This is a genomic window from uncultured Bradyrhizobium sp., from assembly GCF_947648125.1.
Taxonomy (GTDB): domain Bacteria; phylum Pseudomonadota; class Alphaproteobacteria; order Rhizobiales; family Xanthobacteraceae; genus Bradyrhizobium.
Genome location: NZ_CANSMR010000002.1, coordinates 695484 through 718987, shown reverse-complemented (window position 1 = coordinate 718987; position 23504 = coordinate 695484). Strand labels below are relative to the sequence as shown.

The following is a 23504-nucleotide window of genomic DNA, read 5'->3' as shown; positions in this document are numbered from 1 at the left end:
CCCCGGCGGGGGGCGGGCTTACATCGCGTTAATGTCCGGCTGTGTGCGTGTTGCTATGGGGGTGTGCCCCCGCGCCCGCGGGGGGGGTTGGGGGGGGGGGGGGCCACTCTCCACGAGTCACATCGTGGAGAGAGCCCCCACCCGCATCGTATCTTCGATACGATGCGACCTCCCCCGCAAGCGGGAGAGGTGAAGAAAGAAGATCATCTTGCTTGAGGGGGAAACCATGTCGAAACTGCAAGGCAAAGTCGCGCTCGTCTCCGGATCGGGCCGCGGCATCGGGCGCGCGATTGCGCTGAAGCTCGCGAACGAGGGTGCGAAGGTCTTGGTCAACGACCTCGACGCCGAGCCGGGCAATGCCGTCGTCGCCGAGATCAAGGCCATGGGCGGCGAGGCGATCGCGGTCAATGGCAGCGTGGTCGAGACCGGCTTTGCCGATCGCTTCGTGGGTGCGGCCATCGAGCAGTTCGGCGGCCTCGACATCATCGTCAACAATGCCGGCTACACTTGGGACTCGACGATCCAGAAGATGTCGGACGAGCAGTTCCAGGCCATGCTCGACGTCCATCTCGTCGCCCCGTTCCGCATCCTGCGCGCGGCATCGGAGCCGATCCGGGTGATGGCGAAAAAGGAGGCGGAGGCGGGGCGCGAGGTGTTCCGCAAGGTCGTCAACATCTCCTCGATTGCGGGCCTCTACGGCAATGCCGGGCAGGCGAGCTATTCCTCAGCAAAAGCCTCGTTGATCGGGCTGACGCGTACGATGTGCAAGGAGTGGGGCCGCTACAAGGTCAACGTCAATTGTGTGGCGTTCGGCCTGATCAACACCCGCCTGACCCAGCCGATCGAGACCCAGCAGAAGACCATCGACGTCGCCGGCCGCGACATCAAGGTCGGCGTTCAGCCGCAGATGCTGGAGGCGATGGGCCGGATGATCCCGCTCGGCCGCGGCGGCACGCCGGAAGAGGCGGCGGACGCGGTCTATCTGTTCTGCGCTCCGGAATCGAACTACATCAGTGGTCAGGTGATCGTCGCCGGCGGCGGTCTCTTGATTTAGCACGAGGGAATGATGCACTACCGATCGTCCTGGATGACCGAGGAGCTGGACACCTTCCGTGACCAGTTCCGCAAATTCCTCGCCAAGGATCTGGCGCCGCACGCCGAGAAATGGCGCGAGCAGAAGCTGGTCGACCGTTCCGCCTGGCGTGCGCTCGGCGAGATGGGCGCATTGCTGCCGAGCGTGCCGGAGGCCTATGGCGGCCTCGGCGCCACCTTCGCCTATGACGCCGCGGTGCTTGATGACATCGAGAGCACGGTCCCGGAGCTGACCACCGGCGTTTCCGTGCACAGCGCGATCGTCGCGCACTACATCGTCAACTACGGCTCGGAGGAGCAGAAAAAGCGCTGGCTGCCGAAGATGGCGTCGGGCGAGATGGTCGGCGCCATCGCGATGACCGAGCCCGGCACCGGCTCTGACCTGCAGGCCGTCAAGACCACCGCGAAGAAGCAGGGCAATTCCTACGTCATCAACGGCCAGAAGACTTTCATTACTAACGGCCAGGCCGCGGACCTTGTGATCGTCGTCGCGCGTACCGGTGCCGCGGGCGCGAAAGGCATCTCGCTGATCGTCGTCGAAACCGCGGGCGCCGAGGGCTACCGGCGCGGCCGCAACCTCGACAAGATCGGCCTGCACGCTTCAGACACGTCCGAACTGTTCTTCGACAATGTCACGGTGCCGCCGGAAAACCTGCTCGGCAATGAGGAGGGCAACGGCTTCGTCCAGTTGATGCAGCAATTGCCGCAGGAGCGGCTGTCGCTCGCGATCGGCGCGGTCGCCTCGATGGAACGCGCGGTCAGCATCACCGCCGAATACACCAAGCAGCGCACAGCCTTCGGCAAGCCGCTGATCGAATTCCAGAACACCGCGTTCACGCTCGCCGAGCGCAAGACCGAGGCGATGATCGCCCGCGTGTTCGTCGACTGGTGCGTCGAACGCCTGGTCGCCGGCGATCTCGACACCGTGACGGCGTCGATGGCGAAATGGTGGTGCTCGCAGAAGCAGGTCGAGACCGCCGACGAATGCCTGCAGCTGCATGGCGGTTACGGCTACATGCAGGAATACCCGATCTCGCGCATGTTCATCGATTCCCGCATCCAGAAGATCTATGGCGGCACCAACGAGATCATGAAGGTGCTGATCGCGCGCTCGCTGTAGGGCAAGCGCGCGACCTTGGCGGCGTTACATCGCCCGCACGTTCTTGAGGAACTTGTCGACCTGGACTTCCAGCTCGGACGCGTTGCTGGCGAGCTCGCCGGAGGCCGCCAGAACGTTCTCGGCGGCCTTGCTGGCATCGTCGATCGCCTTGGTCGTTCCGTTGATGTTGGCGGTGACCTCCTTGGTGGCCGCGGCCTGCTCCTCGACGGCGCTGGCGATCACGGTCGAGATCTCGCTGATCTGGACGATGACCTGCGAGATCGCCTTCAGCGCCGTGGCGGTGTTGCCGGTCGCGGTCTGCATCTCGTTGATCTGCGCCGAGATGTCTTCCGTGGCCTTGGCGGTCTGGTTGGCCAGCGCCTTCACCTCTGACGCGACGACGGCGAAGCCCCGGCCGGCCTCGCCGGCGCGAGCGGACTCGATTGTGGCGTTGAGCGCAAGCAAATTGGTCTGGCCGGCGATCTGGCTGATCAGCGCGACGACGTCGCCGATCTTCTGCGCCATGGTCACGAGGCCCGAGACCAGCCTGTCGGATTTTTCCGCTTCTTCGACCGCCATGCGGGCGATGCGGCTCGCCTCGGCCACCTGGCGGCTGATCTCGGTGACCGAGGACGATAGCTCTTCGGACGCGGACGCAGCACTCGCCGAGCGCTGATTGACGAATTCGGCGGTCGTCGTCAGCGATCGTGCGGTGCCCTGCATTTGTGTCGAGGCCGACGCCAGCATGCCGGCAAGGCCCTTCACATCCTTCTCGAAATCGTCGGCGAGCTTCACATTGCCTGTCACAACCGACCAGCTCAGCATCGCGCCGGTATAGTTGCCGCGCTTGTCGGTCAGGCCGGAGACCCGAAGGTCGAGCGTTTCCGGGCCGAGCTTGATCTTGGCTGCGTGCGGCAGGTTCTTGGGATCGCCGACGATGCGGCGCTGATGCGCCGGGTTCTTGTGGAAGATGTCGAACGAGTTGCCCAGGATCTTCTCCGGCGCCACCGGGAGCAGATGCTTCACGGTGTCGAGCGTCTTGAGGCTGGTCTGGTTGATATAGGTGATGTTGAAATCGGTATCGCACATCATGATGTTGATCGGCATGTTGTCGAGCATTTGCAACAGCCGCTCGGTCTGGGTTTCAAGCCGCGCCTTCTCGGTCGCGAGCTCCCAGGTCAGCATCGGCCCGGTGTAGCGGCCGCGTGAGTTGGTCATCGCCGTCACGGTGAGATCGAGGGTTTCTCCGCCGATGGTGATGCGCGCCTTGTGCGGCAGGTTCTTCGGATCGGACAAGAGCCGGCGCTGATGCTGCGGGTTCTTGTGAAAGATGTCGATCGATTGCCCGATCAGCGCGTCGACCTTCACCGGCAGCACATGCTCGATCTTCTTCAGATTCTGCCGCGTCGACTCGTTGATGTAGGTGATCCTGAAATTGTCCAGCTCGCAGAGCATGACACTGATCGGCATATCGTCGAACAGCCGATAAGAACTATCCGAGCCGATCACGCTTGCGACACTCTTCATCCCCAACATGCATTGCCTCCAGCATTGGTATCAATTGGTGAACTGAAAAGAATGCACCTGCTCGGCAGCAGAACGCCTTCTGCCGCGGGACGGCGGGCAGGTGCGATAAACGATTTACAACTTCTGACTGCACGAAACCGTAGGCGATTCGAGTTCCATTCCAAAGTGCGTGCAGTGCGCCGCGCGCGATCGCGCAAGACACAACGCGCAATGCATGCGATGAGCGCAGTGGAAAACGACGTGCAAAGCCGCGATTTGCTGCGATATCTGCGCGATCTTGCGACGAATGGTGCGAGCGACTGATCGCTGCACCGTAGTCTTACGGAAGCGCACGCGCGCACTTCGAATGATTGTTATCGTGCATATGACGCGGCGGCGTATGCAGTTTGTGCCACGCTGTCGTCACGCGCGCCGCAACGCGTCGGACTTCACTCGTCTCGCGCGGCGCCCGCGCGCCGTCGGTGTTGGCGGTGCTTGCGGATCATCCCTCCCGCATGTGCGCGGCTGCGGCGGTTGGTGCCTGGTGATGATCGCGAGGCTGCCGCATCGTCAATGAGGTTTGTTGTTGAAAGAAACACGCACAGGTTGATTTTAGTGGGCGCGATACCGGATCGAAGTTGCCCACCGGCGACGGAACATTTCATCCGCAAGCTGACGGCGAGGGCGGTCTGAAATCGGCGGAGGATTGCCTGCCTGCTCTCCGGCTGGGCCGCGACGATCCCGCCGGCGGTCGTCCGCTCTGCGGAAATCGATGACGAAAGGGCGATGCCCATTGCCTATCGCATGGCTTGACCTCGCTTCGCCCGCACGACGCGGCTTCGGCCTTGCGCCATATTCCCGTCTATCATACCCCCGTCGGACCACGTTCCGCGCGAGCCGCACGCGCGCGCCAATGCCGCAGGGAGCCCTCATGACCAAAAGCAACGCCCGCACCGGAGGCCAGATCCTGATCGACCAGCTGGTCGCGCAAGGGGTGGAGCGCGTCACCTGCGTGCCGGGCGAGAGCTATCTGGCGGCGCTCGATGCCCTGCATGACAGCTCGATCGATGTCGTGATCTGCCGCGCCGAGGGTGGTGCGGCGATGATGGCGGAGGCCTATGGCAAGCTCACAGGGCGTCCCGGCATCTGCTTCGTCACCCGCGGCCCGGGTTCGACCAACGCCGCGCACGGCGTGCACATCGCGATGCAGGATTCCACCCCGATGATCCTGTTCGTCGGCCAGGTCGACACCGGCATGCGCGAGCGCGAGGCGTTCCAGGAGCTCGACTACAAGGCGGTGTTCGGCACCATGGCGAAGTGGGCCGTCGAGATCGATCGTCCGGATCGCATTCCGGAACTGGTCGCGCGCGCCTTCCGCGTCGCGCTGCAGGGCCGCCCCGGTCCGGTCGTGATCTCGCTGCCGGAGAACATGCTGACCGAGACCGCAGCGGTCGCCGACGCGCCGAAGGTCGAGCCTGCGCAGACCTGGCCGGCGCCGTCGGATCTCGAACGCCTCGGCGCCATGCTCGCCGGCGCCAAGGCGCCGATCGTGGTGCTCGGCGGTTCGGCCTGGACCGCAGAGGCGGCCAAGGGCATCGCATGCTTTGCCGAGCGCTTCGACCTGCCGGTCGCAACCTCGTTCCGCCGCGCCTCGCTGTTCGACGCCGACCACTCGCATTATGCGGGCGATCTCGGCATCGGCCCGAGCCCGAAGCTCAGGGATCGCTTCACCGGCGCCGACGTCATTCTCCTGATCGGCGGCCGCATGTCGGAGATGCCGTCGTCGTCCTACACGCTGCTCGACATTCCGGTGCCGAGCCAGAAGCTCATTCACGTCCATCCGGGCTCCGAAGAGCTCGGCCGCGTCTACCAGCCGGCGCTGGCGATCCAGGCGACGCCTGCGGCCTTCGCGGCCGCGGTCGAGAGCATGAAGCCCGCAGCGGCGCCCGCCTGGAAGGGCGAGGCGGCCAAGGCGCACGCGGATTATCTTGCCTGGACTGACAAGCCGCGCGAGCTGCCGGGCCATTTCCAGTATGGCGAGGTCGTGACCTGGCTGCGCGACCGGCTGCCGAAGGATGCGATCGTCTGCAACGGCGCCGGCAACTACGCCGGCTGGATCCATCGCCACCATCGCTTCCACGCTTTCGACGCGCAGCTTGCGCCGACCTCCGGCTCGATGGGCTATGGCGTGCCGGCGGCCGTGATGGCCAAGCGGCATCATCCGGATCGCGTGGTCGTCGCGTTCGCCGGCGACGGCTGCTTCCTGATGAACGGGCAGGAGTTCGCCACCGCCGTGCAGTATGACGCGCCGCTGATCGTCGTCGTCATCGATAATGCGCAATACGGCACCATCCGCATGCATCAGGAGCGCGACTATCCCGGCCGCGTTGTCGGTACCCAGCTCAAGAACCCGGACTTCGCGCTCTACGCCAAGGCGTTCGGCGGCCATGGCGAGCGGGTCGAGCGCACTGAAGACTTCGCGCCGGCGTTCGAGCGGGCGCTGGCGTCCGGCAAGCCGGCGATCCTGCACTGCCTGGTCGATCAGCGCGCGCTGTCGGTCGGCAAGGATTTCGCGCCGTCGCAGGCCGCGCGCTGATGCCCGAGTCCGCTGGCCGTCACGTCGCGATCATCGGCGCCGGCGCGGTCGGCGTGATCAGCGCCATCGAGGCGCTGCGCGCGGGCCACAGAGTCACGCTGATCGATCCGGGCGAGCCCGGCGGCACCCAGGCTGCGAGCTATGGCAATGCCGGCTGGCTGTCGTCGCATTCGGTGATCCCGCCGGCCGAGCCTGGTACCTGGAAGAAGGTGCCGGGCTATCTGATGGACCCGCTCGGGCCGCTTTCGATCCGCTGGTCGTATCTGCCGAAGGCCTTGCCGTGGCTAATCAAGTATCTGCTGTCGAGCCGGACCGAGGCGCAGGTCGAGGCCACCGCGCGGGCGATGCGCGATCTGCTCAAGGACGCGCCGCTGCTGCACCGGGAGCTCGCCGAGGAAGCAGGCGTGCCCGAACTGATCGAGCGGCGCGGGGTGATGCATGTGTTTCCCTCGCGGGCACCGTTCGACCGCGACCTCGGCTGGCGCATCCGCAAGCGCGTCGGCATCGAATGGCTGGAGCTCGATGAAGACGAGATGCGCCAGCGCGAACCCGATCTGCATCCGCGCTACAAGTTCGGCGTCGTGGTGGAGGAGGCCGGCCGCTGCCGTGATCCCGGCGCCTATGTCGCAGCGCTCGCCGCGCACGCGATCGCGAGCGGCGCCGAACGCGTCGCCGCCAAGGCGATAGGGCTCAAGCTTGCGGGCGACAAGCTCGTCGCCGTGGTCACCGAGCGCGGCGAGATCGCCTGCGACGCCGCGGTCGTCGCCGCCGGCGCGCGCTCGAAGCAACTGACCGCATCGATCGGCGATCCGCTGCCGCTCGAGACCGAGCGCGGCTATCACGTCATGATCGAGGATCCGGAATCCGGGCCGCGCAATTCGATGATGGCTTCGGACACCAAGATGGTGGTCAACTGGACCGACAAGGGCTTGCGTGCCGCCGGCACGGTGGAGATCGCGGGGCTCGATGCCGAGCCGAACTGGAAGCGCGCCGAGATCCTGCGCGAGCATCTCTTCAGCATGTTCCCGAAACTGCCGAAGGACATTCCACCCTCGCGCATCAAGACCTGGTTCGGCCATCGTCCGAGCATGCCCGACGGGCGGCCCTGCATCGGCCATAGCCGCGCCTCGCGCGACGTGGTCTATGCGTTCGGCCACGGTCATGTTGGCCTGGTCGGCTCGGCCCGCACCGGCCGGCTGGTCGCGCAATTGCTCAGCGGCAAGGCGCCAGAAATTCCGCTACAGCCGTTCGCGCCGTCACGCTTTTTGTAGAAGTGGACTTCAGCTCTCGCCGGCCCAGGCCGCAATCGCAGCCGGTGCGATCACGCGTCTCGGCGTGTGCGGATTGATCGTTCCGGCGCTGACGTCCTGGGTCTGATCGAGCAGGCTGCGCGCAAACGCCTTGGCATCCTGCTCGGTGGTGAAGGTCCGGGTCTGACGCGCGAAGCGGTGGTGTCCGGCGTCAGGGTTTCTCACGGCGAACGAGACGTACCAGATGGCCTTGTCCGTCTTCATCGCGCGGCTCTGGCGGCGGTGGCCAGCTCGCGTGATCGGGACGTCGTGCTCGACGCTCGATATGCAAAAAGTGCCAAGATGAACGATCCTGAAATTCAACAGATGACGGCTAAATTCCTCTCGGTGGACAGGTAACGCGCCAGGATCGGCGCGTCTGCCGATACTGGCGAGATACTACCTTTCAACCAAGGGGTGCAATAATAATGTGCCGCTGCAGCGTTGGTTCCTGCGATCCAACGGCAGCGTCGGGACTGCGCGGGTGACCCAAACCGGTCCGTGCCGCACTAGACGGCTTCGCCTTCCCTGCCGGACGCGGCGATGGCCTTCTCGACTTCCGCCGCGAGGGCCGCAAGATGCTCGGCGAGCTTGGTGAACAATTCGCGCTTCTGGATGTCCGTGGCCAGGTCGCGGATCAGGGCGCACTCCGCAGCGTCGGTGCGAAGCTTCTCCAGATGCGTCAGCATGTCCTGCATTTTTTTGCCCACCGCCGCTTTCGGCAAACGGTAGGTGGCGCGGATTCCGGCGACAATAACGTATGATAATTTGTCGCCGGGCCTCGGGCCGAGCGCCGGCTCGGATTGTAGAAACTGTAGGATGGGTAGAGCGCAGCGAAACCCATCACCTTTGATCCGCGCGGAGACATGATGGGTTTCGCTGCGCTCTACCCATCCTACGAACTACCGATATTTTGTTCGGCGTTTCAGAATTTGACTTAACGCCGCACCAAACTCAGATGTTGTCCCGGCCCTGAGCCGGGACCCATAACCACGAATGCGAATTGGATTGCAGAGCTGTGGCCACAGTTCATCTCAACAACACAACCCTGTGGTTATGGGTCCCTGCTTTCGCAGGGACGACAGCGAAGATGGGGCGATAGCGGAGCCCCTCTCACTATCCGATCCGGACCACCATCTTGCCCAGCGCCGCGCGGGTCTGCATCGTCGTGAACGCCGCGCGGAAATCTTCAAGCTCGAACACCTTGCCGACCACCGGCGTCAGTCGGCCGTCGTTCAGCCATGCCGACAATCGCGTCATCACGCGCGCCTGCGCCTCGGGCTCGCGGCGCGCGATCTGCGCGGCGTCGACGCCGATCAGGAGGCCGCCCTTCAGAAGCGGCAGATTGAACGGCAGAGCGGGGATCTGGCCTGCCGCAAAGCCGACCACGACATGGCGGCCGTTCCAGGCGATCGAGCGGAACGCCTGCAGGGAGACCTCGCCGCCGACCGGATCGAAGATCACGTCGGGACCATTGCCGCCGGTTGCGTCCTTCAGCGCGTCGCGCCAATCGGGCTTGGTGTAGTCGACGACGGCATCGGCGCCGAAGTTTGCGGCGAAGCTGCGCTTCTCGTCGGTCGAGGCGGCGGCAATGACGCGCGCGCCGAGCAGCTTGCCGACCTGGATCGCGGCGATGCCGGTGCCGCCGGCGGCGCCGAGCACGAGCAACTGCTCGCCGGCCTTGAGCGAGCCGCGTTCGCCGAGCGCATAGAGCGCGGTGAGGTAGTTGGTGCGGAAGGCCGCGGCGGCCTCCATCGACAGACCGTCGGGCAAGACCTCGACGGCGGCAGGCGGCACCACGATGTACTCGGCCAGCGCGCCCGAGCGCGCCGCGCCCATCACCCGCATGCCCGGCGTGATGCCGGCGACGTCGCTCGCGACCTCGTCGACCACGCCGGCGAATTCCGCACCCGGCGTAAAGGGCAGGGCATCCTTGGTCTGGTAGCGGCCTTCGACCTTCAGCCCATCGACGAAGCCGATGCTCGCGGCGTGGACCCGGACGCGGATCTGTCCCGGGCCGGGTTCGGGCGTGGCGATCTCCCTCAGTTCGATCTGATCGATGGGTGCGTATTGCTCGACGACGACCGCCTTCATCCTGTCCTGCTCGCTTGTTCGTTTCCTCTAGTCGAACCTATCTCATCTCCGTTGTTCTACGGGGAGACCTTTTGCGCATGCAGCGACGGCGTCCCATGCGGAAAGCCAACATCTTCAACGACATCACGAAAAGGCAGCCGTTTACCCGTTGTTATCCCTACCAAATTCGGTAACGCGTCCTTAATGGCATTAACGTTAGGGTTTTTCACGCGGCCCGCCTTGGGCTGCGCGCCGTCCAGGACAGGCGGGTTGCGTTCGCGTTGGAGTTTTTCATGGATATCATGACAGGCGCCGGGCTGTTGGCCGGCATCATCGTCATCGCGGTGATGATGTTCATGGGCGGCGACCTGCACATGTTCATCTCCGAACATGCCATGATCATCATCTTCGGCGGCTCGATCGCGGCGACGATGATCCGCTTTCCGCTCGGCGTAATGCTGCACGGGCTGCCGCTCGGCGCGAAATTTGCTTTCACCATGAGCCGGCTGTCGGCCCGCGACCTCGTCGACGAGCTCGCCCGCATCGCCGAGATCGCCCGCAAGCAGGGCCCGGTCGGCCTGGAGAAGGTCGAAACCGACGAGCCGTTCCTTGCCAAGGGCATCCGCTACGTCGCCGACGGTTACGACCTCGAATTCATCCGCGACAACATGGAGCGCGACCGCGACAATTTCCTGATGCACCTCGACGAGGGCAGCAAGATCTATCGCGCGATCGGCGACTGCGCGCCGGCCTTCGGCATGATCGGCACGCTGATCGGCATGGTGCAGATGTTCGCCAACATGACCGACCCGTCCAAGCTCGGCCCGTTCATGGCGACCGCGCTGCTCGCAACGCTGTACGGCGCGTTGGTGGCCAACCTGTTCTGCCTGCCGATCGCCGACAAGCTGCACGGCAAGCTGCTCGACGAGGAGACCAACCGCACGCTGATCATCGACGGCATCCTGATGATCCGCGATTCCAAGAGCCCGGCGCTGGTGCGCGAGATGCTGCTGGCCTATCTGCCGGAGAAGCATCGCCACGAGGAAGGCGAGCCGGTTCCGGCTTGACCGGTCGGCGCTTTCGGGAAACGCAGCGATGGCCAAGAAGAAGCGCGGCGACGCCCATACCGGAGGTCACGGCTGGTTCGTGACCTTCGCCGACCTGATGGGCCTGATGATGAGCTTCTTCGTGATGCTCGTCGCGTTCTCCACCATGGACAACAACAAGCTGAAGATCGTCGCGGGCTCGATGCGCGACGCCTTCGGCGTGCAGACCAATGTGCGCTATTCCGGCATCGTCGAGTCCGATGGCCTGCCGACCCGGCCGAAGCTCAAGAATGTCGAGCACATCTCGCCGGAAGAATCCTCCGCCAATCCGACGCCGGACGAAAGGGAGCGCAGCCAGATCAACGGCGCGCGGCTGAAGATCGACCGCGAATTCGCGCTCGCCTCCGCCTCGCTCCGGCAGGCGCTGCAGGACATGCCGGAGCTGACCGAGATTTCCAAGAACATCATGTTCGAGGAGACCAAGGAGGGGCTCAACCTCGAGATCGTCGACCAGGACGGCCGCTCGATGTTCGCCGACGGTTCCAGGGAGCCGTATGAGCGCACCCGCCGGCTGATCCAGAAGCTCGCCGCGCCGCTGAAGGCGACGCCGCTGCGGGTCGCGATCGTGGGGCATACAGCCGCAGGCTTCGTGCCGGCGCGCAGCGATTACGACGCTTTCGACCTGTCCGCGGACCGCGCCAATGCGGTGCGGCAAATCCTGGAGCGGGAGGGGCTGCCGCCGTCGCACATCTTCGCGGTTTCCGGCAAGGCCGACGGCCAGCCGCTGTTTCCCGACGATCCGACGCTGCCGGCGAACCGACGCGTGACCATCACGTTGATGCGGGAAAATCCGCCACTGCCGCCGGATCTGAAGCCGTAGCTTCGGGTTACCATGCTACCGCCGCTGACCGTGTTGCTTGGTTGACAGGCGGGGTGGAAGCGTCGATAGCCGCGCGGATCAAAATCAACCGATCGAGCGTTCCAACCTCGCCATGGCTGTCAGCGTCTCATCCACCGAAGCCCAGGAGGGCCAAGGAACAGGTCACGGCAAAGGCCAAGGCGCCTCCAGCTTCTGGGCCCTGACACTGGGCAGCATCGGAGTGGTGTTCGGCGATATCGGAACCTCGCCGCTCTACGCATTCCGTGAGGCGGTCGGCGGCGCCGCGCACGGCCAGCCGGTCACCCGCATCATGGTGCTGGGCGTGCTCAGCCTGATCCTGTGGGCGCTGTTCACCGTCGTCACGGCCAAATACGTCCTGCTGCTGCTGCGCGCCGACAACAATGGCGAGGGCGGCACGCTGTCGCTGATGGCGCTCGGCCAGCGCGCGATCGGACGGCGCAGCTGGCCGCTGCTCGCGCTCGGCGTGGTCGGCGCCTCGATGTTCATTGGCGATTCCATGATCACGCCGGCGATCTCGGTGCTGTCGGCGGTCGAAGGCCTCAAGCTAGCCACGCCGCATCTCGAGCATTATGTGGTGCCGCTGACGATCCTGATCCTCGTGCTGCTGTTCTCGGTGCAGCGCACCGGCACTGCGCGCGTTGCTTCCGCCTTCGGGCCGGTGATGGTGGTGTGGTTCGCCTCGCTCGCGGTGATGGGGCTGGTCCACATCATGGACGATCCGTCGGTGCTGGCGGCGATCAATCCCTATTACGCGATTCAGTTCCTGCTGACCCACGGCACTGTCGGCCTCGTGACCTTGGGCGCCGTGTTCCTCGCGGTGACCGGCGGCGAGGCGCTGTATGCCGATCTCGGACATTTCGGCCGCAAGCCGATCCAGTCCGGCTGGCTGTTCTTCGTGCTGCCCTCGCTGCTGCTGAATTATTTCGGACAGGGCGCGCTGGTGCTGTCCGATCCCGCGGCGATCGAGAACTCGTTCTACCGCATGGTGCCGGACGTGCTGCTGCTGCCGCTGGTCGGGCTCGCCACTGCTGCGACCGTGATCGCGAGCCAGGCGGTGATCACCGGCGCCTACTCGCTGATCAGCCAGGCGGTGCAGCTCGGGCTCTTGCCGCGCTTCGAGGTCCGCTACACCTCGGAGACCCATGCCGGGCAGATCTATCTGCCGCGGGTCAACCGGCTGCTGCTGATTGGCGTGCTGCTGCTGGTGCTGCTGTTCCGCACCTCGAGCGGGCTCGCCTCGGCCTACGGCATCGCCGTCTCCACCACCATGGTCGCCGACGGCATCATGGGCTTCATCGTGATCTGGAAGCTGTGGAACTGGCGCGTGGCGTCGGCCGCTGCGTTGATCCTGCCGTTCGTGATCGTCGACATGACCTTCTTCAGCGCCAATCTCCTGAAGCTGTTCGAGGGCGCGTGGGTGCCGCTGCTGTTCGGCGTCGTGATGGCAACGATGATCTGGACCTGGCGTCGCGGTGCCGCGATCCTGATCGCAAAGACCCGCCGCATCGAAGTGCCGCTGCGCGACCTGATCCACAGCCTGGAGAAGCGGCCGCCGCATATCGTCAACGGCACCGCGGTGTTCCTGACCAGCGATCCCAGCTTCGTGCCGACCGCGCTCTTACACAATCTCAAGCACAACAAGGTACTGCACGAGCACAATGTGATCCTGACCATCGAGACCGCACCGACACCGCGCGTCGACCTGTCGGAGCGCGTCACCATGGAGAAGGTCAGCGACAAGTTCACCGCGGTGCGGCTGCGCTTCGGCTACATGGAATCGCCGAACGTGCCGAAGGCGCTCGCGGTCGCGCGCAAGCTCGGCTGGCAGTTCGACATCATGTCGACCTCGTTCTTCGTGTCGCGCCGGTCGCTGAAGCCGTCCGCCCAGTCCGGGATGCCGCAGTGGCAGGACCACCTGTTCATCGCGATGAGCCGGTCCGCCAACGATGCCACCGACTATTTCCAGATTCCGACCGGCAGAGTCGTTGAAGTGGGTACCCAGGTAACTATTTGAGCTGACAGCGAATTCCGGCGTAGGAAAGCCTTGATCTATGCGTGGTACGCATGGTGGAGGCCTAAATCCGTGCTAACCTATGCATTCCTGCCGGGAGTATAGGCCTGCAACCCGGCATTGTGCAGTGCGGCAGAAGACAGAGGCGCAGCTTCCCATGTCATCCGAGAGTGCGATCACCGCGGCGGAAACGCCCGCGGCAAACGGCCATGGCGAGGCGCATTCAACCGCCACCTTCAAGGCGCTGATGCTCGGCAGCATCGGCGTCGTCTATGGCGACATCGGCACCAGCCCGCTGTACGCGCTGCGCGAAGCCGTCGTCGCGGCTGCCGGCGGCGAAGGCGCCGTGACGGCGCATGCGGTGCTCGGCGTGCTCAGCCTGATCCTGTGGGCGCTGATCGTCGTCGTCACATTGAAATATGTCGTGATCCTGTTGCGTGCCGACAACAATGGCGAGGGCGGGACGCTGGCGCTCATGGCGCTGGCGCAGCGCGCGGCCACCAAGGGCGCCGCTGCGATCGTGCTGCTCGGCATCATCAGCGGCGCGCTGTTCTATGGCGATGCCGTCATCACGCCGGCGCTGTCGGTGCTGTCGGCGATCGAGGGCATCAAGCTCGTCACCTCGACATTCGATCCCTATGTCGTCCCGCTCACAGTGGTGATCCTGGTCGCCCTGTTCGCGGTGCAGTCGCGCGGCACCGCGCGCGTCGCGGCGTTCTTCGGCCCGGTGATGTGCGTCTGGTTCGCCGTGATCGCGATCGCGGCGCTGCCGCAGATCGCGCGGCATCCCGAGGTGCTGTACGCGTTCAACCCGATCCTTGCGGTGTCGTTCATGCTGCATCACGGCGTGATCGGCTTCATCACGCTCGGTGCGGTCTTCCTCGCGGTAACCGGCGCGGAGGCGCTCTATGCCGACCTCGGCCACTTCGGCAAACGCCCGATCCAGACCGCGTGGCTGTTCATCGTGCTGCCGTCGCTGGCGCTGAACTATCTCGGGCAGGGCGCGCTGTTGATCGGCGATCCCAAGGGGATCGAGAACCCGTTCTTCCTGATGTTCCCGGACTGGGCGTTGATCCCGATGGTCGCGCTTGCGACCATGGCGACCGTGATCGCGAGCCAGGCCGTCATCACCGGCGCCTATTCGCTGACCCGGCAAGCGATCCAGCTCGGCCTGATGCCGCGCTTCGAGATCCGCCACACGTCGGAAGCGCATTCCGGCCAGATCTACATGCCGCGCATCAACCGGTTCCTGTTCATCGCGGTGATCGTGCTGGTGCTGATGTTCCGCTCGTCGAGCGCGCTGGCGTCGGCCTACGGCATCTCCGTGACCGGCACCATGGTGGTGACGGCGATGATGGGCTTCGTGGTGATCTGGAAGGTCTGGCGCTGGTCGCCGATCGCCGCCGCGGCGCTGGTTGCGCCGTTCCTGTTCCTGGATATCACGTTCCTGGCCGCCAACCTGCTCAAGGTGTTCGAGGGCGGCTGGGTGCCGCTCGCGCTCGGCGGGGCGATGATCGTGGTGATGTACACCTGGCGGCGCGGCAGCCGGCTGTTGTTCGAGAAGTCGCGCAAGCTGGAATTCCCGCTCGCCGATCTCGTCGCGATGCTCGAGAAGCGGCCGCCGCAGCGCGTCTCCGGGACAGCGGTGTTCCTGACCAGCGATCCCGTCAGCGCGCCGACCGCGCTGATGCATAGCCTCAAGCACTACAAGGTGCTGCACGAGAAGAACGTCATCCTCACCATCGAGACCGCGCCGACGCCGCGCATCGATCCGTCCGAGCGGGTGCGGATGGAGCAGCTGACCGAGACCTTCTCCAAGGTGACGCTGAAGTTCGGTTTCATGGAGCAGCCGAACGTGCCGAAGACGCTCGCAATCGCCCGCAAGCTCGGCTGGCAGTTCGACATCATGTCGACCTCGTTCTTCCTGTCCCGCCGTGCGCTGAAGCCGGCGGCGCATTCGGGCATGCCGAGTTGGCAGGACCATCTGTTCATCGCGCTGAGCCGTTCCTCGAACGATGCCACCGACTATTTCCAGATCCCGACCGGTCGGGTGGTCGAGGTCGGCACACAAGTCACGATCTAGGGTCCACGATCCAGCGTTTCTGCGCGGCATCTAACCCGTTTCGGGCGCTTGATTTTCTCCGCGCAAGAGGCGACTTTGCGGCCCGGACCGGCGAGCCGCGCGAGGCTCGCCAATCGGATAGTCGGGAGGATATTTCCGTGGCGGACCACAAGGTGGAAGATTTGTTTCCGGACGAGGTGTCGAAGGGCATAGCGGAAGGCCGCTATCTCCTGGTCGATGTCCGCGAGCCCAACGAGGTCGCCGTCGAGGCCTATCCCGATGGCGTCGTGGTGCCGCTGTCGACGTTTGACCCGGCCGCGATTCCCGATCCGCAGGGCATGCAGGTGGTGTTCGCCTGCCGCTCCGGCAAGCGCTCGGTGACGGCCTCGCTGGCCGCCCAGGCCGCGGGCCTGCCGTACGACAAGCATTTGGCGGGCGGCATCATCGGCTGGAAGGCGGCAGGACTGCCCACCAAGACGGGCGGCTGATCCCTGACATGACCTCCATGAACAAGGTCTTCGCGGACCTTCCCGTCACCATCTTCGAGGCGATGTCGCAGGCTGCGCGCGACAACAACGCCATCAATCTCGGCCAAGGCTTTCCCGACGATCCCGGCCCGGAGGACATCCGCCGCGCCGCCGCGGACGCGTCCATCAACGGCTACAACCAGTATCCGTCGATGATGGGCATTCCGGAACTCCGTCAGGCGATCGCATCGCATTACGGCCACTGGCACGGGCTCGAGCTCGATCCGATGACCGAGGTGATGGTCACCTCCGGCGGCACCGAGGCGCTGACGTCGTCGATCCTGTCCGTGGTCGAGCCGGGCGACGAGGTGGTGTGCTTCCAGCCGGTCTATGATTCCTATCTGCCGATCATCCGCCAGGCCGGCGGCATTCCGCGGCTGTTGCGGCTCGAGCCGCCGGAGTGGCGGCTGAACGAGGAGATGCTGCGCAGCGTCTTCAACCACAAGACCAAGGCGGTGCTGTTCAACAATCCGCTCAACCCCGCGGCGGTGGTCTATCCGCGCGAGGACCTCGAACTGCTGGCGCGGTACTGCCAGGAGTTCGACGTGGTCGCGATCTGCGACGAGGTCTGGGAGCACGTCGTGTTCGACGGCCGCGAGCACATCCCGCTGATCACGATCCCGGGCATGCGCGACCGCACCATCAAGGTCGGCAGCGCCGGCAAGATCTTTTCGCTGACCGGATGGAAGATCGGCTTCGTCTGCGCCGCGCCGCCGCTGCTGCGCGTCGCCGCCAAGGTGCACCAGTTCCTCACCTTCACGACCGCGCCCAATCTGCAGGCGGCTGTCGCCTACGGCCTCAACAAGCCGGACGACTACTTCCTCGACATGCGCAAGGACATGGCGCGGAGCCGCGACCGCCTGACCAAGGGATTGGAGAGCATCGGCTTTCCGGTGCTGAAGTCGCAGGGCACTTATTTCCTCACCGTCGATCTGTCGCCGCTCGGACTCAATGAGACCGACGCGGAGTTCTGCTGGCGAATTGTGCAGGATTACAAGGTCGCGGCTATTCCGGTGTCGGCGTTTTACGAGCAGGATGCGGTGACGTCGGTGGTGCGTTTCTGCTTCGCCAAGAAGGACTCGACGCTCGACACCGCGCTGGAGCGGTTGTCCGACGCAGTGCATCGTCGCAAGAGGTAGACCAGAATGCAAAAGCAGAGCCGTCGTCTCGTCAGCCTCGTCGGAACGATCGCCACGGCTCTGTTGTTCGCTGTCTCCGCACATGCGGAGGAGCGCACGGTCAACTTCTACAACTGGTCGAACTACATGGCGCCGGGAGTCCTCGAGGACTTCACCAAGGAAACCGGCATCAAGGTCATCTACGACACGTTCGACGCCAACGAGACGCTGGAGACACGGCTGCTCGCCGGCAAGTCGGGCTATGATGTCGTGGTGCCGACCGGCTATTTCCTGCAACGCCAGATCACCGCGAAGGTGTTCCTGAAGCTCGACAAGTCGAAGCTGCCGAACCTCGCCAATGCGTGGCCCGTGGTGACTGGTCAGCTCGCCACCTACGATCCCGGCAACAATTACGGCGCCAACTACATGTGGGGCACCACCGGCATCGGCTACAACGTCAAGATGGTGGAGAAGATTCTCGGGCCTAACGCCAAGATCGACAGCTGGGACATGGTGTTCAAGCCGGAGAACCTCGCCAAGTTCAAGGATTGCGGCATCCACATGCTGGATTCCGCCGACGACATTCTGCCGGCGGCGCTGAGCTATCTCGGCCTGGATCCGAACTCGACCAAGCAGCCTGACCTCGAGAAGGCTGCCGATCTCGTCATCAAGATCCGGCCCTATGTGCGCAAATTCCACTCGTCCGAATATCTCAGCGCGCTGGCCTCGGGTGAGATCTGCTTCGTGGTCGGATGGTCGGGCGATATCATGCAGGCGCGTAGTCGGGCGGCGGAAGCCAAGTCCGGCGTCGAGATCGGCTACACGATCCCGAAGGAGGGCGCGCAGATGTTCTTTGACAATCTCGCGATTCCGGCGGACGCGAAGAACGTCGCGGAAGCCTACGAGCTGATCAACTACCTCTACCGTCCCGAGGTCGCCGCGAAGAATTCGAATTTCCTGTCCTACGCCAACGGCAATCTGGCGAGCCAGAAGCTGATCGATCCGAAGATCTTCAACGACAAGAACATCTATCCGGACGAGGCGATGCAGAAGAAGCTGTTCGTGATCACGGCCCGCGACCCGGCGACGCAGCGGATCATCAATCGCTTGTGGACGCGGGTGAAGACCGGGCGCTAGGGCTGCGTGTGGGCACGGCGGACATTCGGCTATTGCCTATGACGAGCTAAGATATTTCAGGCGTTCACAAGATAAATCGAGCAGTCACAACAGCTGATTGGACACCTGTGGAAGTGTGTCCGATAGCCCTCGGTACTCATTTGCGATTGCCGCAGAGGCCAAGATGCCCCGTCAGCCGATTCATTTGGTCCGTGATGATTTCGCGTTTATTGCAGGCCGGGCGCTGGAGACACCCATACGATCTTGTGCCGCGTTGGACGCATTGACTGGGCGAACGATCCTCATCAAAGACGAGACCGTTCAATATGGCGGCTCGTTCAAGTTTCGAGGAGCAATCCTTGGGACGAGAAACGCCGAGCGAGGAGTTGTCGCCGCAGGATCAGGAAACTTTCCGATTGCGGTTGGCCTGGCCGCTCAGGCGCTGGACAAGCCCGCCTGTTTGGTCATGCCTACGGACGTAGCGGCCTTCAAACGGGAGCAGGCCCGAGAGACCGGAGCTGAGATAAAGATCGTGGAGCGGTCGGAGTTGGTCGATTGCGCTCGAATGGAGGCCAGTCGACGCGGTTGGCGTAACCTGCACGCTTTCGAAGACGTCGAGATGATTGCTGGAAGCTACACGATCGGTTCAGAGATCGCAGCCGCCATTCAGGCAAGTGGCCCGGCCTCCGATGCCGTGATTGTTGCCTGTGGCGGCGGCGGGCTGGCCGCTGGCGTTGCCCTTGCTTTGCGCTCCTGGTCCATTCCGGCTGCAATCTATGTTGCAGAACCGGAGACCCACCAGCGCTACGCGCGTGCCCGCGAGATTGGCATTCCGATCCGGATTGATCCTCCTGGAGATACGGTATGCGATGCCTTGCGCTCCCGCCAGATCGGAGTGCGAGCCTTCGAAATTCTGCAACGGTCGAATGTTCAGGTGTGCGCCGTTAGCGATGAACTTGTGCAATACGCTGCCCGGTTGCTTCTTGCGACCTGCGGCATCCGGGTCGAACCCAGCGGCGCCTTGGCGATGGCGGCAGTCTTGGGAGGTGTCGTCGACAGCGAGCGGTCGCGTGTATGGGTCATCGCTTGCGGAGGGAACGTACCGCCGCTCGAGCGCGAAGATCTGTGATGCCAGTGGCGTCGTGACGGACCGTTACCGCCAGCGCCGATGCAGCCAGAGCCATTGATCTGGATACTCGCGGATCCAGCCCTCGACGACGTCAGTGATCGCCTGCATCGTGCCCTGGATATCGATCTGGCCGGATGCGTCGAACACCGGCTTCACTTCCTCGGTGACTTCGCCGCGGAAACGGCCGTCGGGCAGGCGGATGATCCGGGTACCGTGGATCGGGCAGTCGATCTGCCGGCGCAGGCGCGCCAGCAGCGGATTCGCAGTGGTCTTGCGGCCGAAGAAGGTGACGGGAACGCCGTTGGTCAAATACTGGTCGACCAGCATCGCGACGTGCTGGCCGTTCTTCAGCGCCTGCGCCAGCTTGAGCGGCGCGTCGCGGCCGGCAGGCACCAGCGTGCCCAGGTTGACGGCGCGGATGCGTTCGATGGCACGGTCGGCGGCTTCGATGTTCGGTCGCCGGAACAGAATCGTAGCATCGAGCCCATGTGCCGCCGCGGCAATCGGAGAGAGCTCCCAGTTGCCGAGATGTGCGGCAAAGAACAAGGCCGGCTTGCCGTCGTCACGCAACTGGTCGAACAGCTGCTTGCTGCGCTCCGAGAATTCGACGCGACCCGGCTTGTCGGGATTCTGGGGATCGTGGTCCCAGATGCGGTCGATGTGCGCGAATTCAGCGCCGATGCGTCCGAGGTTGTGCCAGACGCCGGTCAGGATCTCTTCGATCTCCTGCGGTGACTTTTCCGGGAAGGCGGCCGCGAGATTCTCGCGGCCGATGCGATCCTCACGCAGCCGGCGGCCGATGAAATGCGCGGCGCGGCCGAAGAACCGCGCGGTCTTCTCCGGATCGAAATAGCGCGTGGTGCGCAGCAGGCCGATCGTCAGCCCGCCGATCGCCGCATCGGTCACAGGCTTTGCGGCATCACGCAGATGCGCGCGGGCGCGAAGGAGCAGGCGTTTCATCTGATGAGGCGAGGGCGCTAGGCCGGCTCGCGCGTCAGGATCAGCGAAGCGTTCTGCCCGCCGAACCCGAACGAGTTCGACATCACGGCGGTCACCTTGGCGTCGCGCGCCTTGTTGCCGACCACGTCGAACGGAATCGCGGGATCGGGCACCTCGTAATTGATTGTCGGCGGAATCCGTTGATGCTCGAGCGTGAGCAGCGAGAAGATCGCCTCGACCGCGCCGGCGGCCGAGATGGTGTGACCGACCATCGATTTGTTCGACGACACCGGGATGTTCGGCGTGTGCTCGCCGAATACCGCCGCGGTCGCAAGATATTCCATCTTGTCGTTTTCCGGCGTCGAGGTGCCGTGCGCGTTGATGTGGTCGATCTGGTGCGGCTCCATGCCCGCGTCTGCAAGCGTCTTGCGCACGCAGCCGATCGCCGGCTTGCCGTCCGGGGCGGAGCGGGTGCGATGGAAGGAGTCGGTGAGCTCGCCGCAGCCGGCGACGACGCCCAGGATGCGCGCGCCACGCGCCATCGCGGCGTCGTAGCTCTCCAGCACCAGCGCGCCGGCGCCTTCGGCCATCACGAAGCCGTCGCGGTTCTTCGAGAACGGCTTCGAGGCGCCCTGGGGCGGATCGTTCTGGGTGGAGAGAGCCGAGAGCAGCGAGAAACGCACCATGGCTTCGGGATTGACCGAGCCGTCGGTCGCGACGCACAGCGTTGCATCGGTTTCGCCACGGCGGATCGCCTCGACGCCGAGCTGGATCGCAGTCGCACCGGACGCACAAGCCGTCGAGAGCGAAATCGGCGATCCCTTGGTGCCGAAGGTCTCGGCGAGGTTGAGCGCGACCGAGCCGAAGGTGAAGCGCCGGTGGAAGTGCGTAAACTTGCCGCCGCTACAGGTCGCCAGATAGTCGATGATGCCAAAGTCCTTGGTCGGAACCTCGCGCGCGACTTCGAGCCGCTGCGGCCATTCGGTCTCGATCGGCGCGACCGCGAGAAACAGCGGGCCGGGGAAGTCGCCCTTGCTGCCGATGCCGGACTGCTCCAGGGCCTCTTCGGTCGCGATCTCCGCCAGACGCTGCGACAGGCTGGTCGAGGAGAACGGGTCGACGGTGACGAAATCGACGGCGCCGGCCATCGTCGTCTTCATGCTGTCGAGCGGGAAGCGCGTCACGGTCTTGATGCCGGACTCGCCCGCGCTGAGGCGCTTCCAATTGTCAGTCTTGCCGCCGCCGAGCGACGTCACGATTCCCATGCCGGTCACGACGACGATCGGTCGGCCGAATTTATCGCGTGGTGCTGTCATGGTGTCCCCGTCGGTGCTTGCGCCGAATTACTTGACGGCCTCGACCAGTGCCATGCCTTCGCCCTGCCAGTGGCCGACCCCCAACACGACAATCTGGGTTGGCGCCTCGGTCTTTTCAACCTCCAGCCCGGTCGGGTCGTTGGCGGGATAGAGCGCACCACGGGAAATCGACAACGCGGCGAGCGCCAGCCCGAGCGGGAACTGCGCCTCCATGGTGTGCCCAAAGGTCGTTCCGGTGGCGCGCACGGCAAGGCCGGGATGCTGCCCGAGGAATTCGCGCTCCTCGGCGGTCGCGGGCTCGGCGCCGGTCGCGCCCGTGATCAGCATGGCGTTGTCGTTGCTGACCCCGAGTTGCGGCCACATCGCCTGCAGCGACTTCGTCACTGCGCCGGGCTGCTTGCGCCTGGCAAGATCGGCGACCACCTTGGTCAGCTTGGCGTACGGCTTGGCGCCGCGTGCCTCGGCGTGCTCGCGCGACTCCATCACCAGGAAGGCGCCGGCGGAGCCGATGGCGAAGCCCGGATTGTTTCGTCGGGCCCACACCGACGCGTATTGATCCTTGAGGGCGAAGTCGCCGAACGAATAGAGCATCAAGAGGTCGCCGCGATCGCCATTATGGGCCGCGCCGACCAGCGCGATGTCGCTCTGTCCGGCCCCGATGCGTGCGACGGCGATCCGCGCGGCGTCGATGCTCGAGGCTTCCTCGCCCATGAAGGTGCGCGACGTCCCGCACACGCCGTGAACGATCGCGATGTTGCCGGCGAGCAGGTTGGAGAGCTGCGCCAGGAATAGCGTCGGGCGCAGCTCGTTCATCAGCTTTTCGTTGAGGACGGCAGGCGGCAGCTTGCCCTGCGCATCGGCGTTCATGATCGCCAGGTCGACATTGAGGTCACGCTCGCCGCCGCCGGCTGCGATGATCATATCCATCCGCGACAGGATTTCCTGATTGCCTTTGACCCCGGCGGAATCAAGCGCCAGCCCGGCGGCGTAGGTGCCGATACGCTGCCATGTCTCCATCTGACGCTGATCGCCCTTCTTCGGGATCTGGGCGTCGAAGCTGACGGGGGCGATCGGATGGATCACGTAGGGCGCGAGACGCTTCTCGTCGGCATTGACGCGCTTGGCGCCGAGCGCCTCCCAATGCGCATCCAGCCCCTCGCCGAGCGAGGAGAGCAGGCCGACGCCGGTGATCCAGACTTCCTTCTCAGCCATTACTCATTGCCTGCAGCGGAAACCCGATCTTGTTGGCGAGCGCATCCATATGCACACGCAAGTCCGGGCTGGGGAAAGGGATATGACGGAAGGTCAGCTCGGCGTTGCACTTGAGCTCCTTGCCGACGCGGACCTTCGCCGAGGTCACGGTGAAGCCTGAACCTTCGTGTTCGATCTTGGCTTCGATCGTCAGTGTCGAGCCGGGGCTGACGAAGCCACGCATCTTGGCTTCCTTGACCATGGCGAGGAAAGGCATGCGCTCGAACTTGGTCAGACCGAGGATCAGCCAGCCCGAGCTCTGGGCCATTGCTTCGGTGAGCAGCACGCCGGGCATGATCGGGTAGCCCGGGAAGTGCCCCGAGAACACCGAATGGCTGTCCGGCGGGACGTCCGCCTCGACGACAATGGTCCTTGCGTCGAGGTTGAGGTCGACAATCCGATCGATCAGCTGAAAAGTTTCAAGCTGCATGAT

21 protein-coding genes are annotated in these 23504 nt (G+C 64.5%); 12 read left to right on the top strand and 9 right to left on the bottom strand.

What is annotated here, in order from left to right; translation table 11 throughout:
* Positions 1 to 226 precede the first annotated feature (226 nt).
* Together Q0030_RS07085 and Q0030_RS07080 are read left to right on the top strand one after the other, a co-directional pair.
* Positions 227 to 1054, top strand: coding sequence for an SDR family oxidoreductase (locus Q0030_RS07085; RefSeq protein ID WP_298364542.1), 828 nt, complete (start codon positions 227 to 229; stop codon positions 1052 to 1054).
* Between the two features lie 12 nt (positions 1055 to 1066).
* Positions 1067 to 2212 (top strand): acyl-CoA dehydrogenase family protein, encoded by a 1146-nt coding sequence (locus Q0030_RS07080; RefSeq protein WP_298364540.1) that lies wholly within the window; start codon positions 1067 to 1069, stop codon positions 2210 to 2212.
* A gap of 24 nt (positions 2213 to 2236) precedes the next feature.
* On the opposite strand, the gene Q0030_RS07075 is transcribed toward Q0030_RS07080, so the two are convergent.
* Positions 2237 to 3727, bottom strand: coding sequence for a methyl-accepting chemotaxis protein (locus Q0030_RS07075; RefSeq protein WP_298364539.1), 1491 nt, complete (start codon positions 3725 to 3727; stop codon positions 2237 to 2239).
* Between the two features lie 419 nt (positions 3728 to 4146).
* Positions 4147 to 4491, bottom strand: a complete 345-nt coding sequence (locus tag Q0030_RS07070) for a hypothetical protein (RefSeq protein ID WP_298364537.1) — start codon at positions 4489 to 4491, stop codon at positions 4147 to 4149.
* Positions 4492 to 4628: 137 nt separating this feature from the next.
* Between Q0030_RS07070 and Q0030_RS07065 the strand changes: the two genes are divergently transcribed.
* Positions 4629 to 6293, top strand: a complete 1665-nt coding sequence (locus Q0030_RS07065; RefSeq protein ID WP_298364534.1) for a thiamine pyrophosphate-binding protein — start codon at positions 4629 to 4631, stop codon at positions 6291 to 6293.
* Positions 6293 to 7564, top strand: coding sequence for an FAD-dependent oxidoreductase (locus tag Q0030_RS07060; RefSeq protein WP_298364532.1), 1272 nt, complete (start codon positions 6293 to 6295; stop codon positions 7562 to 7564). Before Q0030_RS07065 ends, Q0030_RS07060 begins: the two co-directional genes overlap by 1 nt.
* Before the next feature lie 9 nt (positions 7565 to 7573).
* Here Q0030_RS07060 and Q0030_RS07055 read toward each other — a convergent pair whose 3' ends face one another.
* The 3 genes from Q0030_RS07055 to Q0030_RS07045 all read right to left on the bottom strand — a co-directional run bounded on the left by Q0030_RS07055 (position 7574) and on the right by Q0030_RS07045 (position 9676).
* The gene (locus Q0030_RS07055) at positions 7574 to 7807 is read right to left on the bottom strand and encodes a hypothetical protein (protein ID WP_298364530.1); all 234 of its coding nucleotides are present in this window, start codon (positions 7805 to 7807) and stop codon (positions 7574 to 7576) included.
* A gap of 284 nt (positions 7808 to 8091) precedes the next feature.
* Positions 8092 to 8280: a hypothetical protein gene (locus tag Q0030_RS07050; RefSeq protein ID WP_298364524.1), complete on the bottom strand. Its 189-nt coding sequence runs from the start codon at positions 8278 to 8280 to the stop codon at positions 8092 to 8094.
* Positions 8281 to 8698: 418 nt separating this feature from the next.
* Positions 8699 to 9676 carry an NADPH:quinone oxidoreductase family protein gene (locus tag Q0030_RS07045; protein ID WP_298364521.1) on the bottom strand — a complete coding sequence of 326 codons (978 nt, stop codon included), beginning with the start codon at positions 9674 to 9676 and terminating at the stop codon, positions 8699 to 8701.
* 272 nt (positions 9677 to 9948) lie between these two features.
* Here Q0030_RS07045 and Q0030_RS07040 point away from each other — a divergent pair, with 272 nt between their 5' ends.
* From Q0030_RS07040 to Q0030_RS07005, 8 genes are all read left to right on the top strand, one after another.
* On the top strand, positions 9949 to 10722 hold the full coding sequence (locus Q0030_RS07040) for a MotA/TolQ/ExbB proton channel family protein (protein WP_076860523.1): 774 nt from the start codon (positions 9949 to 9951) through the stop codon (positions 10720 to 10722).
* A gap of 28 nt (positions 10723 to 10750) precedes the next feature.
* Positions 10751 to 11581, top strand: a complete 831-nt coding sequence (locus Q0030_RS07035; protein WP_298364518.1) for a flagellar motor protein MotB — start codon at positions 10751 to 10753, stop codon at positions 11579 to 11581.
* A gap of 112 nt (positions 11582 to 11693) precedes the next feature.
* Entirely contained in the window at positions 11694 to 13616 is a 1923-nt protein-coding gene (locus Q0030_RS07030) for a potassium transporter Kup (protein ID WP_298364516.1), read from the top strand.
* A gap of 154 nt (positions 13617 to 13770) precedes the next feature.
* Entirely contained in the window at positions 13771 to 15696 is a 1926-nt protein-coding gene (locus tag Q0030_RS07025) for a potassium transporter Kup (protein WP_298364512.1), read from the top strand.
* Positions 15697 to 15833: 137 nt separating this feature from the next.
* Positions 15834 to 16163 (top strand): rhodanese-like domain-containing protein, encoded by a 330-nt coding sequence (locus tag Q0030_RS07020; protein WP_298364509.1) that lies wholly within the window; start codon positions 15834 to 15836, stop codon positions 16161 to 16163.
* Between the two features lie 8 nt (positions 16164 to 16171).
* Complete coding sequence (locus Q0030_RS07015) at positions 16172 to 17341, top strand: aminotransferase (RefSeq protein WP_298364506.1); 1170 nt, start codon at positions 16172 to 16174, stop codon at positions 17339 to 17341.
* A gap of 6 nt (positions 17342 to 17347) precedes the next feature.
* Positions 17348 to 18457 carry a polyamine ABC transporter substrate-binding protein gene (locus Q0030_RS07010; RefSeq protein WP_298364503.1) on the top strand — a complete coding sequence of 370 codons (1110 nt, stop codon included), beginning with the start codon at positions 17348 to 17350 and terminating at the stop codon, positions 18455 to 18457.
* Positions 18458 to 18620: 163 nt separating this feature from the next.
* Complete coding sequence (locus Q0030_RS07005) at positions 18621 to 19565, top strand: pyridoxal-phosphate dependent enzyme (protein ID WP_298364500.1); 945 nt, start codon at positions 18621 to 18623, stop codon at positions 19563 to 19565.
* Between the two features lie 24 nt (positions 19566 to 19589).
* On the opposite strand, the gene Q0030_RS07000 is transcribed toward Q0030_RS07005, so the two are convergent.
* The 4 genes from Q0030_RS07000 to Q0030_RS06985 are packed head-to-tail and all read right to left on the bottom strand — an operon-like array spanning position 19590 to position 23501.
* Complete coding sequence (locus Q0030_RS07000; RefSeq protein WP_298364498.1) at positions 19590 to 20525, bottom strand: lipid A biosynthesis lauroyl acyltransferase; 936 nt, start codon at positions 20523 to 20525, stop codon at positions 19590 to 19592.
* 17 nt (positions 20526 to 20542) lie between these two features.
* Positions 20543 to 21820, bottom strand: a complete 1278-nt coding sequence (locus tag Q0030_RS06995; protein ID WP_298364495.1) for a beta-ketoacyl-ACP synthase — start codon at positions 21818 to 21820, stop codon at positions 20543 to 20545.
* Positions 21821 to 21847: 27 nt separating this feature from the next.
* Positions 21848 to 23032, bottom strand: a complete 1185-nt coding sequence (locus Q0030_RS06990; RefSeq protein ID WP_298364492.1) for a beta-ketoacyl-ACP synthase — start codon at positions 23030 to 23032, stop codon at positions 21848 to 21850.
* Positions 23025 to 23501, bottom strand: a complete 477-nt coding sequence (locus Q0030_RS06985) for a 3-hydroxyacyl-ACP dehydratase FabZ family protein (RefSeq protein ID WP_298364490.1) — start codon at positions 23499 to 23501, stop codon at positions 23025 to 23027. Before Q0030_RS06985 ends, Q0030_RS06990 begins: the two co-directional genes overlap by 8 nt.
* Between the last annotated feature and the right edge of the window lie 3 nt (positions 23502 to 23504).

Bases quoted from the DNA above. Each gene is read 5' to 3' on its own strand.
- Q0030_RS07085 (WP_298364542.1), top strand. From the start codon at position 227: ATGTCGAAACTGCAAGGCAAAGTCGCGCTCGTCTCCGGATCGGGCCGC.
- Q0030_RS07080 (WP_298364540.1), top strand. From the start codon at position 1,067: ATGCACTACCGATCGTCCTGGATGACCGAGGAGCTGGACACCTTCCGT.
- Q0030_RS07075 (WP_298364539.1), bottom strand. From the start codon at position 3,727: ATGTTGGGGATGAAGAGTGTCGCAAGCGTGATCGGCTCGGATAGTTCT.
- Q0030_RS07070 (WP_298364537.1), bottom strand. From the start codon at position 4,491: ATGGGCATCGCCCTTTCGTCATCGATTTCCGCAGAGCGGACGACCGCC.
- Q0030_RS07065 (WP_298364534.1), top strand. From the start codon at position 4,629: ATGACCAAAAGCAACGCCCGCACCGGAGGCCAGATCCTGATCGACCAG.
- Q0030_RS07060 (WP_298364532.1), top strand. From the start codon at position 6,293: ATGCCCGAGTCCGCTGGCCGTCACGTCGCGATCATCGGCGCCGGCGCG.
- Q0030_RS07055 (WP_298364530.1), bottom strand. From the start codon at position 7,807: ATGAAGACGGACAAGGCCATCTGGTACGTCTCGTTCGCCGTGAGAAAC.
- Q0030_RS07050 (WP_298364524.1), bottom strand. From the start codon at position 8,280: ATGCAGGACATGCTGACGCATCTGGAGAAGCTTCGCACCGACGCTGCG.
- Q0030_RS07045 (WP_298364521.1), bottom strand. From the start codon at position 9,676: ATGAAGGCGGTCGTCGTCGAGCAATACGCACCCATCGATCAGATCGAA.
- Q0030_RS07040 (WP_076860523.1), top strand. From the start codon at position 9,949: ATGGATATCATGACAGGCGCCGGGCTGTTGGCCGGCATCATCGTCATC.
- Q0030_RS07035 (WP_298364518.1), top strand. From the start codon at position 10,751: ATGGCCAAGAAGAAGCGCGGCGACGCCCATACCGGAGGTCACGGCTGG.
- Q0030_RS07030 (WP_298364516.1), top strand. From the start codon at position 11,694: ATGGCTGTCAGCGTCTCATCCACCGAAGCCCAGGAGGGCCAAGGAACA.
- Q0030_RS07025 (WP_298364512.1), top strand. From the start codon at position 13,771: ATGTCATCCGAGAGTGCGATCACCGCGGCGGAAACGCCCGCGGCAAAC.
- Q0030_RS07015 (WP_298364506.1), top strand. From the start codon at position 16,172: ATGACCTCCATGAACAAGGTCTTCGCGGACCTTCCCGTCACCATCTTC.
- Q0030_RS07010 (WP_298364503.1), top strand. From the start codon at position 17,348: ATGCAAAAGCAGAGCCGTCGTCTCGTCAGCCTCGTCGGAACGATCGCC.
- Q0030_RS07005 (WP_298364500.1), top strand. From the start codon at position 18,621: ATGCCCCGTCAGCCGATTCATTTGGTCCGTGATGATTTCGCGTTTATT.
- Q0030_RS07000 (WP_298364498.1), bottom strand. From the start codon at position 20,525: ATGAAACGCCTGCTCCTTCGCGCCCGCGCGCATCTGCGTGATGCCGCA.
- Q0030_RS06995 (WP_298364495.1), bottom strand. From the start codon at position 21,820: ATGACAGCACCACGCGATAAATTCGGCCGACCGATCGTCGTCGTGACC.
- Q0030_RS06990 (WP_298364492.1), bottom strand. From the start codon at position 23,032: ATGGCTGAGAAGGAAGTCTGGATCACCGGCGTCGGCCTGCTCTCCTCG.
- Q0030_RS06985 (WP_298364490.1), bottom strand. From the start codon at position 23,501: ATGCAGCTTGAAACTTTTCAGCTGATCGATCGGATTGTCGACCTCAAC.